This is a genomic window from Nonomuraea jabiensis, assembly GCF_014204795.1.
Lineage (GTDB): Bacteria > Actinomycetota > Actinomycetes > Streptosporangiales > Streptosporangiaceae > Nonomuraea > Nonomuraea jabiensis.
Genome location: NZ_JACHMB010000001.1, coordinates 2,163,300 through 2,179,321, shown reverse-complemented (window position 1 = coordinate 2,179,321; position 16,022 = coordinate 2,163,300). Strand labels below are relative to the sequence as shown.

Genomic DNA, 16,022 nt, shown 5'->3' with positions numbered 1-16,022 from the left:
CTCCGGGAGCCGCTCGTTTTGTTAACGCTAACAGCGTGCGTTATGTCACATATTTTGGAGCGGCATAGAGTGTTGAGGTCCGCAACAGAGCCTGTCAAGAGCCGGTGAAACTTTCAGTTCCGACGAAAGGCCGCCTCCGCCGCGTTCGCCTGGGCGCGCTTCTCCTGCTCGGCCGTCCACCCGGCGAACTCCCGCTCCAGCGTGGTCCCGGCGGTCGTGCGCGCGTCGGTGCTGATCGTGACCGCCAGCCCGGCCTCCAGGAGCGGGATCGCGGGATGCTCCGGCAGGCCGGGGACGGCGCCGGTCAGCACGTTGCTGATCGGGCACATCTCCAGGGCGATCCGGTCGCGGCGCAGCCGTTCGAGCAGCGCGGAGTCGCCGGTGCAGCGGACGCCGTGCCCGATCCGGCGCGCGCCGAGCACGTCGATCGCCTCCCACATGCTCTCCGGGCCCGCCGCCTCCCCGGCGTGCACCGTGCAGGGCAGACCGGCCGCGTGGGCGAGGTCGAACGCGGCCCGGTGCGGCGTGGCCGCGTACCGCCGCTCGTCGCCGGCCAGGTCGAGCCCGGCCACCTTGTCGCGGTGCCGCAGCGCCGTCTCGGCGACGGCCAGGCTCTCCTCCGGCGTCTGGTGCCGCAGGCAGCACAGCAGCAGCCCGGTACGCACTCCCGTCGCCGCCTCGCCCGCCGCCAGACCCTCGGCGACGGCCTCGACCGCCTCGTCGACGGTCATGCCCTGGCGGCCGTGCTGCTGCGGGGCGAAGCGCGTCTCGCCGTAGACCACGCCGTCCGCGTGCCAGTCCTCCACCAGCTCGCGGGCGGCCCTGCTCAGCGCGTCGGGCGTCTGCAGCACCTGGAGGGGCACCTCGATGTACGTCAGGAACCGGCTCAGGCTGCCGCACCCGGCGGGCGCCGTCACCAGCTGCTCGACGGGGGCTTCCAGGGTGATGCCCTGGCGGCGCGCGAGATCGGCGATCGTGCTGGGGCGTACCGATCCGTCGAGGTGGCAGTGCAGCTCGTAACGTGGAGTCATCGCGGTCCCTCGCAGGTGTCGAAGAGCAGTTGTTTGAAAGCGGTCTCGTCGACCCGCCGCACCAGTGTCAGGTTCGGGGCGGGGGCCGAGCGGCGGCGGTCGATGATGAGCTGGCCGCGGGTCTCGTCGCCGAGCGCGACGTCCACGTACGCCCGTTCCCGCTCGACTGCCAGCTCGGGCCGGAGCGCCACGGCCATGGCGACGGGGTCGGGCAGGTCGTAGCCGGACAGGCCGGTGACGTCGCGGGCCCACTCGGCGACCGTCCGGTTGACGCGGTGGGCGAAGGTGGCCATGGGGGTCCCGAGCCGCTCCATCCGCAGCTGGTCCGCCGGGGTCATCACGGCGTCCCGGCGCGAGACGTCCCAGCCGATCCAGGTCACCTGGTCCGGCGTGGCGGCCCGGAGCACCACGCGGGCGGCCTCGGGGTCGGCCCACACGTTGAACTCGGCGGTGGCCGAGACGTTGCCCCACAGGTCCGCGGCGCCGGCCATGCAGTACACGTGCCGGTAGCGGGAGAGCAGGTCGCGGTCGCGGAGCAGGGCGGCGGCGAGGTTGGTGAGCGGTCCCAGGGTGACCAGCGTCAGCTCGCCGGGCAGGCGGCGGGGCGCGGCCAGCAGGACGTCCACGGCGTGCTCCCGCTCGGCGGCCCGCAGGGGGTCGGGGAGGTCCAGGTCGCCCATCCCGTCCTGGCCGTGCACGTGCTGGGCGGTGGACAGCGCGCGGGTCATGGGGCTCTGGCAGCCCTCGTGGACGGGGACGTCCGGGCGGCCGGCCGTCTGCAGGGAGATCAGCGCGTTGCGGGTCGCGGTCGCCAGGGGCACGTTGCCCGCCACGGTCGTCACCGCGCGTACGTCGGCCAGGCCGCTGGCGGCGGCCAGCAGCAGCGCCACGGCGTCGTCCGAGCCGGTGTCGGTGTCGACGATCAAGGGCAGCACGGTCACCTCTTGTCTAATCGTTTAGAATCGCCAAGTGCATATCTAATCGATTAGATGCGAGAATGTAAACCGCCATGAGGAAACGTCCGAGCACTCTGGCCGACGTGGCCCGCCGAGCGGGGACCTCGACGGCGGTGGTCAGCTACGTGATGAACAACGGGCCCCGTCCCGTGGCCGCCGCCACCCGCGAGCGGGTCCTGGCCGCGGCGGCCGAGCTCGGCTACCGGCCCAACCGCATCGCCCGCGCGCTGCGCTCGCGCACCACGGGCGTGGCCGGGCTGGTGCTGGCCGACGCGTCCAACCCCTACTTCGGGGCCCTGGCCAGGCACGTCGAGCGGGCTCTGGAGGGCCGCGACCTGCTCACGCTGGTCGGCAACGCCGGCTACTCGGCGCAGCGCCAGCGGCATCTCGTCGAACGGTTCCTGGCCGCCCAGGTCGACGGGCTGGTGATCGTCTCGTCCGACTCCGTGGGCGACGTGGCAGAGGTGGCCGAGGCGGCCGGCGTACCGGCTGTCTACATCCACAACGGGCCTGCGGGCGCGCCCGTGGCGGCGGCCGACAATCAACAGGCCGTACGGGAGGCGGTCGCGCACCTGCGCGGGCACGGGCACCGGCACGTCGCCTTCCTGGCCGGCCCCGACGACGAGGGGCCCGTGGGTGTGCGGCGGGCGGCCTGGCACGCGGCCGTCGACGGCGACCCCGGCGCCGAGCTCCTGCGCTGCGACTACTCGCGGGCCACGGCGGACGCCCTGACCCGCCGCCTCGCCGCCGCGGGCACCCTGCCGCGCGCCCTGGTCACCGCCACGGACGAGCAGGCCATCGGGGTGCTGTCCGGCGCCTGGGCCCACGGCCTGGCCGTCCCCGACCGGCTGGCCGTGATCAGCCTCGACGGGACCCCGGAGAGCGCCCACACCGCTCCGGCGCTCACGGTGACCGAGCAGCCGCTCCAGGCCATGGCCGAGCAGGCCGTCGCCCTGCTGTTCGACGAGGCGGCCGCCCCGCTCACCCCGCACGCCGCCCTCGTCGCGCGGCGCAGCTGCGGCTGCGCAGGACAGGACCTAGGCTCGTAAGAGAAGGGATAGGTCCATGGACATCAACATCGTGCTCGGAGTCATCGCCTTCTTCCTCTTCTTGGCGGTGGTCGCCGGGGTGAGAGTCGTCAACCAGGTCGAACGCGGCATCGTCTTCCGCTTCGGCCGGGCACAGCAGCAGATCCGCCAGCCGGGCCTGAGGTTCCTGATCCCCGGCGTCGATCGGATGCGGAAGGTCAACGTCCAGATCGTCACGATGCCGATCCCCACGCAGGAGGGCATCACCAGGGACAATGTCTCCGTACGGGTCGACGCCGTCGCCTACTTCCGGGTGCAGGACCCGATGCGGGCCGCGATCGAGGTGCAGAACTACCTGTTCGCCGTCGAGCAGGTGGCGCAGACCTCGCTGCGGTCCATCATCGGCAAGAGCGAGCTGGACGACCTGCTGACCAACCGCGAGGAGCTGAACCGGGGCCTCGCGCTCATGATCGACAGTCCGGCGCTCGGCTGGGGCATCCACATCGACCGCGTGGAGATCAAGGACGTGCAGCTGCCCGAGGCCATGAAGCGGTCGATCGCCCGCCAGGCCGAGGCGGAGCGCGAGCGGCGCTCCAGGGTGATCGTCGCCGACGGCGAGCTGCAGGCCGCGAGCAAGCTGGCCGACGCCTCGGGCATCATGGCCCAGACGCCGGGCGCGCTGCAGTTGCGCCTGCTGCAGACCGTGGTGGAGGTCGCCGCGGAGAAGAACTCCACGCTGATCATGCCGCTGCCGGTCGAGCTGCTGCGCTTCTTCGAACGGGCGACGCAGAACGCCGCACCGGCCGAGCCCGCCACGGTCGGCTCCGAACGGGTGCGGCCCGAGCGGCCCGAGCGGCCCGCCCTCGCGGAGGAGGAGGCCGTTCCCGAGCTGCCCGCGCAGCGGAGCGAGAGCGATGCGGCCCTTGAATCCGGACAGAAGCCAGGTGATCTCCCGCTGACCCGGTGAGAGCCACTCGGCGACGTCCGCGACCCCGGCAGGATCGACGTGCCGCGGCGCGCTCACGCGCGCCCGCAGCGGCCCCGCGAACTGATGAGATCGCAGGAGCGGCGGTACGGGAGTGCCGGAATCGGTGGGAGGACGTCATGGCATCCGGAGAGTTCGCCAGCTATTGGCGTTATGGCGGCCTCGGTGGCCTGGATCTGATGCGGGCACGTTTCGTCCGGCGCCGGTTCGCCCGGCACAGCCATGAGACGTACGCGATCGGGACGCTGGAGGCGGGCCTGGAGGCGATCCGTTTCGCGGACGGCGTCGAGTACGCGGGCATCGACGACGTCGTGCTGATCGAGCCCGGCATCGTCCACACCGGCGAGTCCCCGACCGCCGACGGGTGGACGTACCGGGTGCTGTACCCGAGCGTCGAGCAGATGCGGGAGGTCGCGGACGAGCTCGGCGTGCCCGCCGGGATCCCGTCGTTCGACCGGAGGATGGTGCCCGACGCCCCGGTGGCCCGGCGGGTGAGGGCCGCCCATCGCGCGGCGGAGTCCGGCCCGTCGCTGGCCGCCGACTCCCAGCTGCACGCGTTGCTGACCGTCGTGCTCGGCGCGTACGGCACGCGCCGCCCGAGGCGCCCGGCCCGCTCGGCCGGGCGCAGGAGCATGGCCGAGATCCGCGACCTGCTGCACGCGACAATGCCGAACCCGCCCGGCCTGAACGAGCTGGCCGCCACGGCCGGGGTCACGGCGTTCGCGCTGTTGCGCTCGTTCCGGCGCGCGTACGGCATGCCGCCGCACGCGTACGTGACCCAGCTGCGCGTCTCGAAGGCCCGCGAGCTGCTGCGGCAGGGCATGCCGCCGGCCGAGGCCGCCGTGGCGGTGGGGTTCTGCGATCAGTCGCACCTTTCGCGGCACTTCCGGAGCCTCGTCGGCGTCCCGCCCCGCGCTTACCAGCGGGGGGTGCAATAACGTCCAATCCATGACGTTCGGCACCGGTTTACGGTGCCTCGCGTGACTACCGACGAAAGTGCTCTTCCCCTCGAACTCGACCGATCCGCCGTCGCCCGGCTGGGCCGCCAGGCGGTGGACTTCCTGGCCGACTGGGTCGCCGAGCTGGACTCGGCGCCCGCGAGCGACTACGGGCAGGTGGACCGGCTGGCCCCCGCGCTGCTCCGGCCGCCCGCCGACGGCCCCGGCGACTTCGGCGCGCTCCTGGAGACGTTCCGTCAGGCGGCCGGGCAAGGCGTGAACACGGCGGGGCCCGGCTACCTGGCCTACTTCCCGGCGGGTGGTCTGGTCACCGCGGCGCTGGCGGAGCTGCTCGCCCAGGCCGCCAACCGCTTCACCGGCGTGGCCCAGATGTCACCCGCCCTGGTCGCCATGGAGCACGGGGTGGTGACCTGGTTCTGCGACCGCTTCGGACTGCCGGCGGGCGCGGGCGGGCTGGTCACGACGGGTGGCTCGCCGGCCACGTTGTCGGCGCTGCTCGCGGCCCGGCACGGCCGGCCGGGCGACGGCACGTTGTACGTGAGCGAGCACACGCACTACTGCGTCGCCAAGGCCGCCCGCGTCGCGGGCCTGCCCCCGGAGCGCGTCCGCGTCGTGCCCGCCACCGCGGACCTGCGCATGGACGTCGCGGCGGCGGCCAGGATGATCGCCGACGACCGTGCGGCGGGACTGCACCCGTTCCTGCTGGCCGGCACCGCCGGGACCACCAGCTCCGGCACCGTCGACCCCCTGCCAGAGCTGGGCGAGCTGGCTCGCCGTGAAGGGCTCTGGTTCCACGTGGACGCGGCCTACGGCGGCGGCTTCCAGCTCACCGAACGCGGCCGGACCCGGCTCGCCGGGATCGAGGCCGCCGACTCGATCGTGCTGGACCCGCACAAGAGCCTCTTCCTCCCGTACGGCACCGGCCTGCTGCTGGTGCGCGACCCGGCCGTGCTCCACGCCGCCCACGCGGCCGACGGCCGGTATCTGCAGGACCTGCGGGAGCTGGACGGCCTGCCCGACTACGGACATCTCGGGGTGGAGCTGACCAGGGAGTTCCGCGGCCTGCGGCTGTGGCTGCCGCTGCACCTGCACGGCGTGCGCGCCTTCGCGCGGGAGCTGGACGAGAAGCTCGACCTCGCCGGCCACGTCCACCGCCGGCTCGCCCAGGACCCGCGCTTCGAGGTGCCGTGGCGGCCGGACCTGACGGTCGTGCTCTTCCGGCTGCGTGGCACGGACGAGCGCAACCGGCGGCTCCTGGCGGACGTCAACGACACCCAGCGCGTCTTCCTGAGCAGCACCACCGTCGACGGGAAGTTCTTCCTGCGCCTGTGCGTGCTCAGCTTCCGCACCCACGCCGACCGCGTGGAGGAGGCCCTGGGCATCATCCGCACGGCGGCGTGAGCGTCAGGAACTAGTGCTTGATGGGCAGGTCCTTGCGGGCCTGCTCCAGGTCCCTCTGCCAGATCCACAGCCGGTTCGGCGGCGGGACCTGGTGGTAGCCGTACAGGCCGACCTCGGTCAGGGTGCGCAGGTCCACGCACACGCGCTCGTAGGCGTTCGCGACGGCCTCGGCGGGATTCTTCAGGTCCTTGACGCCGAGCTTGACGCAGGCCCGGTACTCGTAACCCAGCAGCAGCTCCGGGCCGAACTGCGCCCACGCGCCGCGCTTCTGCTCCCAGGCGACCTCGGCCTCGTCGAGCATCAGGTTCAGGTCGAAGGAGGGCGGGATGGAGGGGTAGATGAGGAAGCTGGCGGCCCATCCGAGGGAGAGCAGGTCGAGGTTGAAGGTGCGGCGCTGCGGGTCGTCGCGGGGCGGCAGCGGGTCCGACGGCCCGCCGGCGAACCAGGGCGCGGTGTAGGCCAGCAGGCGGCCGTGGTTCTCGACGAGCTCGCCGGTGGCGACGACGGCCAGCTTGCGCTGGGTGCCGTCCGGGCGGGTCAGGCGGGTCTTCACCATGGTCTTGTGCGCCTCGGCCGCCAGCTGGCCGGCGGTGATGTGGTGGTCCGCGGCGTTCGGGGTGATGCGCGAGATGAGGTACTCGCGCAGGTGCTCGGGGATGGCGTCGTACGTGCCGTCCTGCAGGCGGGCCTTGGTGCGCTCGAGCGCGGCCTGGGCCGTGGCCGGGGTGCCCCCGAAGTGGGTTTCCGGGGTGTCGATGGACACCATGCGGACCGACATTTCGATCTTCGGGGTGTCACCGTCGACCACGTCGGTGAGCTTGTAGTCATTGGCGGGACGGCTGGGCCCGACGAAGCCGAGATTGATCATTTTGCGCTCCAACACAGGGTGAGACCTGGAGCGCCAACATCGCAGCCGATCGGTCTCTCCTGGCGGCTGACACGCTGGCCTGCGCCGACCTAGATCGAAAACATTGCCCGAGATCTACCTGAGCGCTCTTTCTGGGTGGGGATCAGGTGCTCGCGCCCCAGGTGAGCGAGAGGCCGGTGGCGGCCCGTTCTGTGCGGATCTCCATCATGCTGGCCAGGATGGTGGCGTGGTCGGCGACCAGCGCGGTGGCGTCGAGCGCGTACGTGATCCGCTCGCTGAGGAAGACCGGGCTGCCGGGCGGCTCCCCGAGGTGCGCCGCGACGGCCGGGTCGAGCAGGCCCGGCCGGATCTTCTCCGAGGCCCGCGCCACCGCCACGCCGCAGTCGGCCAGGGCGCCGTAGAGGGAGACGGCGGTGAAGTCCCGATCGCGGATCTGCTCGGCGGCCGGCCGCCGGATCCACGAGACCTGGTGGATCGCGGGGCGGCCGGCGAACTCGCGCACCCGTTCCAGTCGCAGCGCGCTCTCGCCGGGAGCGGTGCGCAGCTGCGTGGCGACCCCGGCCGGGACCCGGCGCAGGGAACGCCCGAGCACGACCGTGCGTACCTCGTGGCCCTGCTTCCTGAGGTCGTCGGCGAGGCTCTGCAGGGAGCCCAGCTGGTAGGCCAGGTGCGGCGGGGACACGAACGTGCCCCGGCCGGCCTGCTGCACGATCAGCCCTTCGTCGCTGAGCTGCCGGAGCGCCTGGCGCAGCGTCATCAGGGTGACCCCGTACGAGGCGCTCAGCTCGCGTTGGGGCGGCAGCGCCGCCCCAGGGGCGTAATGTCCCGACCGGATCTTCGCGGCGAGGTCGGCGGCTATGGCGCGGTACCTCGCTTCGTGTCCGGCGTCGCGGGCCATCGTCTTTCGTCACGCTCCTGGTCCAGGGCCCGCCGCAGGCCCGTCAGGTAGGCGCCGACGTCGTCCGGCGCCGCCCCGTCGAGGATCCGGCGCATGATCGCGGCACCGATGACGACACCGTCGGCGCGCCGGGTGGCTTCCACGGCCTGTTCCGGCGTGGAAATGCCAAATCCTAGCAAGACCGGCCGGTCGCTGCCCTGCTTGATCCGTTCGGTGAGGGCGGCGGCGGGCTCGGCGAGCGCGGCCCTCTCGCCGGTGGTGCCCATCACCGAGACGGCGTAGACGAAGCCCCGGCTGCGGCGCGCGATCTCGTCCAGCCGCTGCTGCGGCGTCGCGGGGGAGGCGAGCAGGACCAGGTCGACGCCGGCCTCGGCGGCCGCGTCCGCCAGCTCGCCGGCCTCGTCCAGCGGCAGGTCGGGCACGATGAGCCCGGCGACCCCCGCCCGCCGCAGCGCCCGGCAGAACTCCGCGGGCCCGTCGCGCAGCACCAGGTTGTAGTAGGTGCTGGCGACCAGCGGCACGTCCAGGCGCAGCTCGGCGACCTCGGCCAGGATGCCGTGGGCCGTCGCGCCCCGGGCCAGCGCCGCGTCCGACGCCTCCTGGATGGTGGCGCCGTCGAGCGTCGGGTCGGAGAACGGCAGGCCGAGCTCGATCGCGTCCGCGCCGGCGGCGGCGAACGCCCGCAGGTAGCCGGTCCAGCCGGGGGTGATGCCGCCGGTCACGTACGGCATGAGCAGCTTGTGGCCGCCGTCGCGCCGGGCGCGCAGCGGCCTTTCGAGCAGGCCGGTGCTCATACCAGCTCCTTCAGGGTCGAGATGTCCTTGTCGCCCCTGCCGGACAGGGTGAGCAGGACCGTCGAACCCGGCGGCAGCTCGCCCGTACGCGCCGCGCGGATCACCCACGCGACCGCGTGCGCCGACTCCAGCGCGGGCACGATGCCCTCGGCGCGGGCCAGCCGCACGGCCGCGTCCACCACCTCCTCGTCGGAGACCGTGACGTAGCGCGCCCGGCCGAGGTCGCGCAGGTGGGCGTGCTCCGGCCCGACCCCGGGGTAGTCGAGACCGGCGGCGATGGAGTGCGCCTCGGTGATCTGCCCGTGGCCGTCCTGGAGGAACAGCGAGCGGAAGCCGTGCAGCACGCCGAGGCTTCCCCTGGCCGCCCCGGCGCCGCCCTCCGCCTCGACCCCGACGAGCCGGGCGGTGGTGTCGACGAAGCCGGCGAACGTGCCCGCCGCGTTGGAGCCGCCTCCCACGCAGGCCACGACGTAGTCGGGCACGGCGGCCGGGAGCGTCCCGGCGCACTGCTCGCGCGCCTCGTCGCCGATGACCCGCTGGAACTCGCGCACCATCCACGGGTACGGGTTGGGCCCGATGACCGAGCCGACGCAGTAGTACGCCTCCTCGGTGGCCGCCACCCAGTGGCGCATCGCCTCGCTGGTGGCGTCCTTGAGGGTGCGGCTGCCGGTGCCGACCGGTACGACCTCGGTGCCCAGCATGCGCATCCGGAACACGTTCAGCCCCTGCCGCTCGACGTCCCGTTCCCCCATGAACACGGTCGCCGGCAGCCCCAGCAGCGCGGCGGCGGTCGCGACGGCCACGCCGTGCTGCCCCGCGCCGGTCTCGGCGATCAGCCGCGTGCGGCCCATCCGGAGCGCCAGCAGGGCCTGGCCCAGCACGTTATTGATCTTGTGGGAGCCGGTGTGGGCGAGGTCCTCCCGCTTGAGCAGCAGGGTCACGCCCAGTTCGGCGGACAGCCGCCGCGCGGGGGTCAGCGGCGTCGGCCGCCCCACGTGCAGGACCAGCGACTCGGCGAGGCTCTCGCGGAACGCCGGGTCGGTCCGGGCCTCCCGGAAGGCCGCCTCCACCTCCCGGCAGGCCGCGACCAGCGACTCCGGCACGTAGAGCCCGCCGTACTCCCCGAACCTGCCCCGCTCCCCGGGGTCCGCCATCACACCTGGCCGCGTGGCCAGGACTCCTGTCACCATATGCCTCACCCATCTATAACTGTCGAGACTGTTCTATAACAGTTGAGTGTGGCACAGGCTGCCTGAAAGCGCTACGCCGGAGCTGTCGAGTCGGCGGTGGCCAGCTCGGACAGGTTCATCGCCATCGCGTGGTGGACCGCGGGGACCCAGTCCAGCGCGCGCAGAGCGGTGTTGCGCAGGGAGCGCAGCGGGCCGCTGCCGACCGTCGCGATCTTCGTCATCCGGTGGGTGAAGGCGACCACGTCCTCGGCGACGGGACGGCGCTCGGTCCCGTACGTGTCCAGGATCGACTCGGGAGCGCCGTCGCGCAGCACGGCGGTGAGCTTCCCGGCCAGGGAGAGGGCGTCCTGGATGCCGGTGTTCATGCCCTGGCCGCCGGCCGGGCTGTGGACGTGAGCCGCGTCGCCGGCCAGGAAGAGCCGGCCGGCCCGGTAGCGCTCGGCCAGGCGGTGGTGGACGCGGAACCGCGAGCTCCAGACGAGGTCCGTGACCGTGGCCGGCTGGGTACGCGGCCCGCGGGTGTCGAGGAGCGACTGGACGTCGGCGACGCCGGGGCGCTCCGGAGCCTTGTCGACCGTCGCGACGATCCGGTGGCGGCCGCCCGGCAGCGGGGCGACGACGGTCACCCCTTGGGGGGCGAAGTAGAGAGCGACCTCGTCGGCGGGGCCCGCCCAGTCGAGGCGGACGTCGGCGAGCACGAACGACTGGGCGTAGGTGTCGCCCGTGAAGGCGATCCCGGCCTGCTCGCGCACCGTGCTGTGCATGCCGTCGGTGCCGACGGCGTACGAGGCCCGGATCAGGCGGCCGCCGGACGTCGTGGCGGTCACCCCGGCGGCGGTCTGCTCGACGGCCGTGACCTCGTACGGGCGGTGGACCGTGCCGCCCGCGGCCCGGAGCCGGTCCAGCAGCACCTGCTCGGTGATGTCCTGGGGCACCAGCAGCGTGTACGGGAAGTCGGTCGGCAGCTTGTCGAAGGCCACGGTCAGCAGGACCCGGTCGCGGTCGCGTACGGTGAAGCGGGGCACCGTGACGCCCCTCGACACCAGCTCGTCGCTGACGTCGATCGCGCGCAGCACCTCCAGGGTGCGGGCGTGCACGACCGCGGCCCGCGACGTGTTGGCGCCGCCGGCCGCCCTGTCCACCAGGACGGCGTCCACGCCCTGCCGGGCCAGCGAGGTGGCCAGGGCCAGACCGGCCGGGCCCGCGCCGACGATCAGGACGTCCGTGCTGTCCGGAAGCTGTGCGTTCATACCGCGAAATCCCCTTGTCTCAGTAGTAGTTGCGCATCAGTTCGGTCGCCCAGGCCGGCTGTACGGTCTCGCCCTGCGGCCCGAACTCCGCCATGTAGGGCTTGAGATCGAGGACCGGGCTGCCGTCGATGGCGTCCAGACCGCGTACGCGCACGTCGAGGCCGTCCACGGCGAGCAGGCGGCAGCGGGAGACCCCCAGCCGGTTCGGCCGGTTCTTGGCCCGCTGCGCGAAGATGCCCACCGGCGGCCAGTCGGGATTGCCCCTCGGGCGGCGGGCCGAGGTGTGCACGGACTCCGGGTCCACCAGGTGGAAGAGGAAGACCACCTCCAGGTGCGAGAACGCGTCCAGCCCCGCGAGGGAGTCCGGCTGGAAGCGCGTCCCGTCGAGGCGGATCAGCGCTTCCTCGGTGTTCCAGTCGTCGTCGAACGCCTCGGTGCGCCCGCCCACGACGGTGCCCACCGGTTGCAGGGTGACGGCGTGTTCCACGGCTTCCTCCACTGTCGGATTTCCGCTCACGACCGTACGGGCGGGGGCTCGCGGGCGAATAAGTCACGATGACCGGGTTGCTCGCGGGCGGCGGCGGCCGCTTAGGTAAGGTCGGGACATCATGATCGGGCGAAACGCCGAGATCGCCCTGCTCAGCGGGCTGATCGCCGAGTCCCGGACCGGCCGGGGCAATGCCGTCGTCGTGTACGGAGAGGCCGGGATCGGCAAGTCGGCGCTGCTGGCGCAGGCCGCGCGGGCGGCGGGCGACGACGTGCTGGTGCTGCGGATCACCGGCGTGGAGGCCGAGGCCGAGCTGCCGTTCGCCGCCCTGCACCTGCTGCTGCGGCCGGCGCGGCACCTCGTCGCGGGCCTCCCCGAGGCGCAGCGGGCGGCCCTGCTCGGCGCGTTCGGCGAGAGCCAGGGCGGCGCCCAGGACCGCTTCCTCGTCGGGCTCGCGGTGCTGACCCTGCTCGCCGAGCTCGCCGAGGAGCGCCCCCTGCTGTGCCTGATCGACGACGTGCAGTGGCTGGACCGGGCGTCGGCGGACGCGCTGGTGTTCGCGGCGCGCAGGCTGGGGGCCGAGCGGATCACGATGATCCTGGCCGCCCGTGACGACGGTGCGCAGCCGCCCGTGGACGGCGTCCCGGAGCTGCGGCTCGCCGGCCTCGACCGGGCGGACTGCGAGCGGCTGCTCGCCGGGTCGGCCGCCGATCTGGTGCCGGAGGCGCGGGACCGGGTGATCGAGGAGGCCGAGGGCAACCCGCTCGCGCTCCTGGAGTTCGCCGCGGCCCTCGACCCCGAGCAGCGGGCGGGCCGGCTGGCCCCGCTGCCCCTGCAGGCGCCCAGGCTCCCGCTGCCCGGACGGCTCGAACAGTCGTTGCGCGCCACCATCCGGCGGCTCCCCGAAGCCACGCAGCTGCTGCTCCTGGTCGCCGCGGCCGAGGGCTCCGGCAGCCTGGAGCTCGTCCTGCGGGCCGCGGAGGGCTTCGGGGCCGGGCTGGCCGACCTGGAGCCGGGCGAGCGCCACCACCTGGTGCAGGTCTCCGACGGCCGGCTGCGCTTCCGCCATCCCCTCGTCAAGACCGCCGCCTATCACGAGGCGCCGCTCGCCCGGCGGGTGGCCGCCCATCACGCGCTGGCGGACGCCCTCGACGGCGACGAGCACGCGGACCGCAGGGCCTGGCACCTGTCCGCCGCCGCCGTCGGTCCCGACGAGGAGATCTCGGACGTGCTGGCGGCGGCCGGGGAGCGGGCCCGGCGGCGGGGCAGCCACGCCTCGGCAGCGACCGCGTACGAGCGGGCCGCGCAGCTGACCGTCGATCAGGGGCGGCGGGCCCGCCGGCTGGCGGCCGCCGCCGAGGCGGCGATGGGCGCCGGGCAGCTGGCCCGCGCCGGCGCCGCGGCCGACCGGGGCCGGCGGCTGACCGGGGACCCCGTGGTGCTGGCCCGGCTGGTCGCCGTGCGGGCCGCGGTCGACTCCGAGCACGGCAGCCCGACGCCGGCGGCGCTGATCGACGCGGCCGCCGGCATCGCCCGCACCGCGCCGGCCGACGCCGCGTCCCTGCTCGCGACCGCCGCCGCCGAGGCCTGGTTCGCCGGTGACCACGCCGCGCTGGGGCGGGCCGCGCAGCTGCTGGAATCCGTCGTGCCCGGCGACGACCCCGTGGCCGGAACCGTACGCGGCATGGAGCGGGTGGCCGCCGGCGACCCGGCCGCGGGGCTGCCGCTCATGCGCGCCGCCATCTCGCCGCGCGCCGCCACGGATCCGGTCGCCGGCACGTACGCGGTGTTCAGCGCGTTGATGACCGGAGACGACGAGGCGGCCTGCGAGCTGGCCGCGGCCCGCGTGGCCGCCTGCAGGGAGCAGGGCCTGATCGGCGCGCTGCCGCACGCCCTGCAGCTCCTCACCCAGGCGCAGCTCCTGCGGGGCAGGCACGCGGAGGCGGCGGAGTCGGGCGCCGAGGCCTGGCGGATCGCCCACGACACCGGGCAGGCGGGCCGGCTGCGGCATCTGCACGGCATCCTGGCGTGGCTCGCCGCCGTCGAGGGCGAGGACGACACGTGCGTACGGCTCGCCCGCCAGGCCGACGGCGCCGCGCGGGAACGCCACGGATCGGGGTGGGGTGGTTGCGCGCTGATCCTGCTCGACCTGGTACGAGCCCGCTACGACGCGGCGGCCGAGCGGATGGAGCGGATCCTCGACGGCCCGCTCGGCCACACCGTGATCGTCACCTTCGCCATGGCCGACCACGTCGAGGCCTGCGCCCGGCTGGGCGACCCGGGCCGGGCGGCCAGGACGTCCGCCCGGTTCGACGCCTGGGCGGCGGCCAGCGGGCGGCCGGGCGGCGCCGCCGTCGCGCATCGCTGCCGCGCCCTGCTCGCCCCGCGCGGCGAGGCCGAGCCCCACTACCGCGCGGCGCTGGAGTGGCACGCCCGGGGCGGGCGGGTGTTCGAGCACGCCAGGACGGAGCTGCTGTACGGCGAATGGCTGCGGCGGGCCCGCCGGCGCTCCGATGCCGGGGCCCAGCTGCGATCGGCGATGGGCCGCTTCGCCGCGCTGGGCGCCGCTCCCTGGGCCGAACGGGCCCGTACGGAGCTGGCCGCGACCGGCGCCCGCGCCGACCTGCCCGAGCTCGGCGTGGCGGCCAAACCGCTCGACGCGCTGACCCCTCAGGAGCTCCAGGTCGTCCGGCTCGCCGCGACGGGTGCCACGAACCGGCAGATCGGCGCCCAGCTCTTCCTGAGCCCGCGGACGGTGGGATTCCACCTGTACAAGGCGTACCCGAAGCTGGGGATCTCCTCGCGCGCCGACCTGGCGGGCCTCGACCTGGGCCGTCCCGCCTAGTGCCGGCGCCCCGACCGCACGATCACCGTCACCAGCAGGGCCAGGGCGAACGCCGCGCCCAGCAGCAAGAGTCCGAACCCGACCAGCAGGTTCCAGTTACCCAGCTCCGACAGGAACGGGAGAGTGGGGTCCACGTAGTACAGGACGATCCACGCGACGCCGAGGAACCAGGAGACGCCCATCGCCGCGGCCAGGCGGCGGGCCAGGCGATTGTTCGGCGCTACCCGGGCTTGGAGATCGGACACCGGCATCACCCCTGTTCTGTGATCCAGCGTAACGCGATCAGGCGCAGAGCAGGCGGGCGATCGTCAGGTCGGTGACGAGGACGTTGACCCAGCCGCCCTCGATCGCGGCCCTGATCGCGGAGAGCTTGCGCATGCCGCCCGCGACCCCCACCCGCCGCTCGACGGCGCGGAAGGTCGGCGCGTCGATGCCGATGACGCGCTGGTCGAAGGCCGAGTCGACGGGTTTCCCCGTGGCGTCGAAGAAGTGCAGGCAGACGTCGCCGACGGCGCCGAGCCCGCGCAGCTCCTCCTGGTCGGCCTGGCTGACCGCGTTGCCGCTGCTGAGCAGCAGGGGCGAGGGCTCCAGGCTGCCGATGCCGACCAGCACGACGGTCAGGTCGTGCCACTGCGCCTGCACGTCCTTCACGCCGGGGTCCTCCAGCAGCGCGTCGCGGATCGCGGTGGTCGCGACCACGCCGGGCAGGGGCACGAAGATCGGCCGGGCGTAGGTGAGGTTGGCCAGGCGGGCGACCAGCCGGGTGGCGTGCACCTGCGCCTCGGGGCTGCCGACCCCGCCGACCAGCTGGATGACGCGGTCGGCGACCTGGGAGTTCTTCTGCGGCAGCCGTTCGACCGTGGCCAGCAGGGTCTCGCTCCAGGACGAGATGCCGATCACGTCGCCGCCGGTGAAGGTGACGCCGAGGTAGGCCGCGGCCGCCGAGGCCAGCGGCGGGATCACGTCGTCCTGGTAGTCCTCGACGTCCACGACGACGGCGTCGCGCAGCCCGTAGCGCCGCTGCAGCTCCTCCTCCAGCTCGGTGTGCACCCCCTCGGGGAGCGTGACCACCGTGCGGACCATGCCTTGCGCGACCGCCTCCTTGAGCAGGCGGGACACGCGGGGCTGCGAGATGTTGAGCGTGGCGGCGATCTCGGGCTGGCGCATACCCTGCTCGTGGTACATGCGTGCCACCCGGGCCAGGAGGCGCAGGTGATCCTTGGTCGTGTCGCGCCTACGTTCCGCGTTCTGGACCACCGCGCACCCCTTTCTATTCACTCCTGAATGAAAGCCTATTGTCCGAACCGCCGTCGCGGAGACTCCGGCGGGG

The 16,022-nt window shown here is 73.6% G+C and carries 15 protein-coding genes; 5 read left to right on the top strand and 10 right to left on the bottom strand.

Features of this window, described 5'->3' with window-relative positions; genetic code table 11:
- Nucleotides 1-113: 113 nt before the first annotated feature.
- Both add and HD596_RS09280 read right to left on the bottom strand, forming a co-directional pair.
- Complete coding sequence (add, locus tag HD596_RS09285) at nucleotides 114-1,031, bottom strand: adenosine deaminase (RefSeq protein ID WP_185068868.1); 918 nt, start codon at nucleotides 1,029-1,031, stop codon at nucleotides 114-116.
- Complete coding sequence (locus tag HD596_RS09280) at nucleotides 1,028-1,966, bottom strand: nucleoside hydrolase (RefSeq protein ID WP_313043385.1); 939 nt, start codon at nucleotides 1,964-1,966, stop codon at nucleotides 1,028-1,030. The genes add and HD596_RS09280 overlap by 4 nt, the downstream gene beginning before the upstream one ends.
- Before the next feature lie 74 nt (nucleotides 1,967-2,040).
- On the opposite strand from HD596_RS09280, the gene HD596_RS09275 reads away from it, so the two are divergent.
- From HD596_RS09275 to HD596_RS09260, 4 genes are all read left to right on the top strand, one after another.
- The gene (locus HD596_RS09275; RefSeq protein WP_185068866.1) at nucleotides 2,041-3,036 is read left to right on the top strand and encodes a LacI family DNA-binding transcriptional regulator; all 996 of its coding nucleotides are present in this window, start codon (nucleotides 2,041-2,043) and stop codon (nucleotides 3,034-3,036) included.
- 16 nt (nucleotides 3,037-3,052) lie between these two features.
- Complete coding sequence (locus HD596_RS09270) at nucleotides 3,053-3,982, top strand: slipin family protein (protein WP_185068865.1); 930 nt, start codon at nucleotides 3,053-3,055, stop codon at nucleotides 3,980-3,982.
- Nucleotides 3,983-4,119: 137 nt separating this feature from the next.
- Entirely contained in the window at nucleotides 4,120-4,938 is an 819-nt protein-coding gene (locus tag HD596_RS09265) for a helix-turn-helix domain-containing protein (RefSeq protein WP_185068864.1), read from the top strand.
- A 42-nt stretch (nucleotides 4,939-4,980) separates the two neighbouring features.
- Nucleotides 4,981-6,360 carry a pyridoxal phosphate-dependent decarboxylase family protein gene (locus HD596_RS09260; protein WP_185068863.1) on the top strand — a complete coding sequence of 460 codons (1,380 nt, stop codon included), beginning with the start codon at nucleotides 4,981-4,983 and terminating at the stop codon, nucleotides 6,358-6,360.
- Nucleotides 6,361-6,370: 10 nt separating this feature from the next.
- Here HD596_RS09260 and HD596_RS09255 read toward each other — a convergent pair whose 3' ends face one another.
- From HD596_RS09255 to HD596_RS09230, 6 genes are all read right to left on the bottom strand, one after another.
- A complete protein-coding gene (locus HD596_RS09255; protein WP_185068862.1) occupies nucleotides 6,371-7,228 on the bottom strand; it encodes a hypothetical protein in 858 nt (285 codons plus the stop codon).
- Nucleotides 7,229-7,370: 142 nt separating this feature from the next.
- On the bottom strand, nucleotides 7,371-8,126 hold the full coding sequence (locus tag HD596_RS09250; protein ID WP_185068861.1) for a GntR family transcriptional regulator: 756 nt from the start codon (nucleotides 8,124-8,126) through the stop codon (nucleotides 7,371-7,373).
- Nucleotides 8,084-8,920 (bottom strand): tryptophan synthase subunit alpha, encoded by an 837-nt coding sequence (gene trpA, locus HD596_RS09245; protein ID WP_185068860.1) that lies wholly within the window; start codon nucleotides 8,918-8,920, stop codon nucleotides 8,084-8,086. The genes HD596_RS09250 and trpA overlap by 43 nt, the downstream gene beginning before the upstream one ends.
- The gene (trpB, locus tag HD596_RS09240; protein ID WP_221519249.1) at nucleotides 8,917-10,110 is read right to left on the bottom strand and encodes a tryptophan synthase subunit beta; all 1,194 of its coding nucleotides are present in this window, start codon (nucleotides 10,108-10,110) and stop codon (nucleotides 8,917-8,919) included. Before trpB ends, trpA begins: the two co-directional genes overlap by 4 nt.
- A gap of 71 nt (nucleotides 10,111-10,181) precedes the next feature.
- On the bottom strand, nucleotides 10,182-11,360 hold the full coding sequence (locus HD596_RS09235) for an FAD-dependent oxidoreductase (RefSeq protein ID WP_185068859.1): 1,179 nt from the start codon (nucleotides 11,358-11,360) through the stop codon (nucleotides 10,182-10,184).
- 19 nt (nucleotides 11,361-11,379) lie between these two features.
- Nucleotides 11,380-11,847 (bottom strand): SAM-dependent methyltransferase, encoded by a 468-nt coding sequence (locus HD596_RS09230; RefSeq protein ID WP_185068858.1) that lies wholly within the window; start codon nucleotides 11,845-11,847, stop codon nucleotides 11,380-11,382.
- Between the two features lie 121 nt (nucleotides 11,848-11,968).
- Between HD596_RS09230 and HD596_RS09225 the strand changes: the two genes are divergently transcribed.
- On the top strand, nucleotides 11,969-14,692 hold the full coding sequence (locus HD596_RS09225; protein ID WP_221519248.1) for a helix-turn-helix transcriptional regulator: 2,724 nt from the start codon (nucleotides 11,969-11,971) through the stop codon (nucleotides 14,690-14,692).
- Here HD596_RS09225 and HD596_RS09220 read toward each other — a convergent pair.
- Together HD596_RS09220 and HD596_RS09215 are read right to left on the bottom strand one after the other, a co-directional pair.
- Nucleotides 14,689-14,937, bottom strand: coding sequence for a cell division protein CrgA (locus HD596_RS09220; protein WP_185068857.1), 249 nt, complete (start codon nucleotides 14,935-14,937; stop codon nucleotides 14,689-14,691). The genes HD596_RS09225 and HD596_RS09220 overlap by 4 nt on opposite strands.
- A 37-nt stretch (nucleotides 14,938-14,974) precedes the next feature.
- Nucleotides 14,975-15,949 carry a sugar-binding transcriptional regulator gene (locus tag HD596_RS09215; RefSeq protein WP_313043370.1) on the bottom strand — a complete coding sequence of 325 codons (975 nt, stop codon included), beginning with the start codon at nucleotides 15,947-15,949 and terminating at the stop codon, nucleotides 14,975-14,977.
- Nucleotides 15,950-16,022 lie beyond the last annotated feature (73 nt).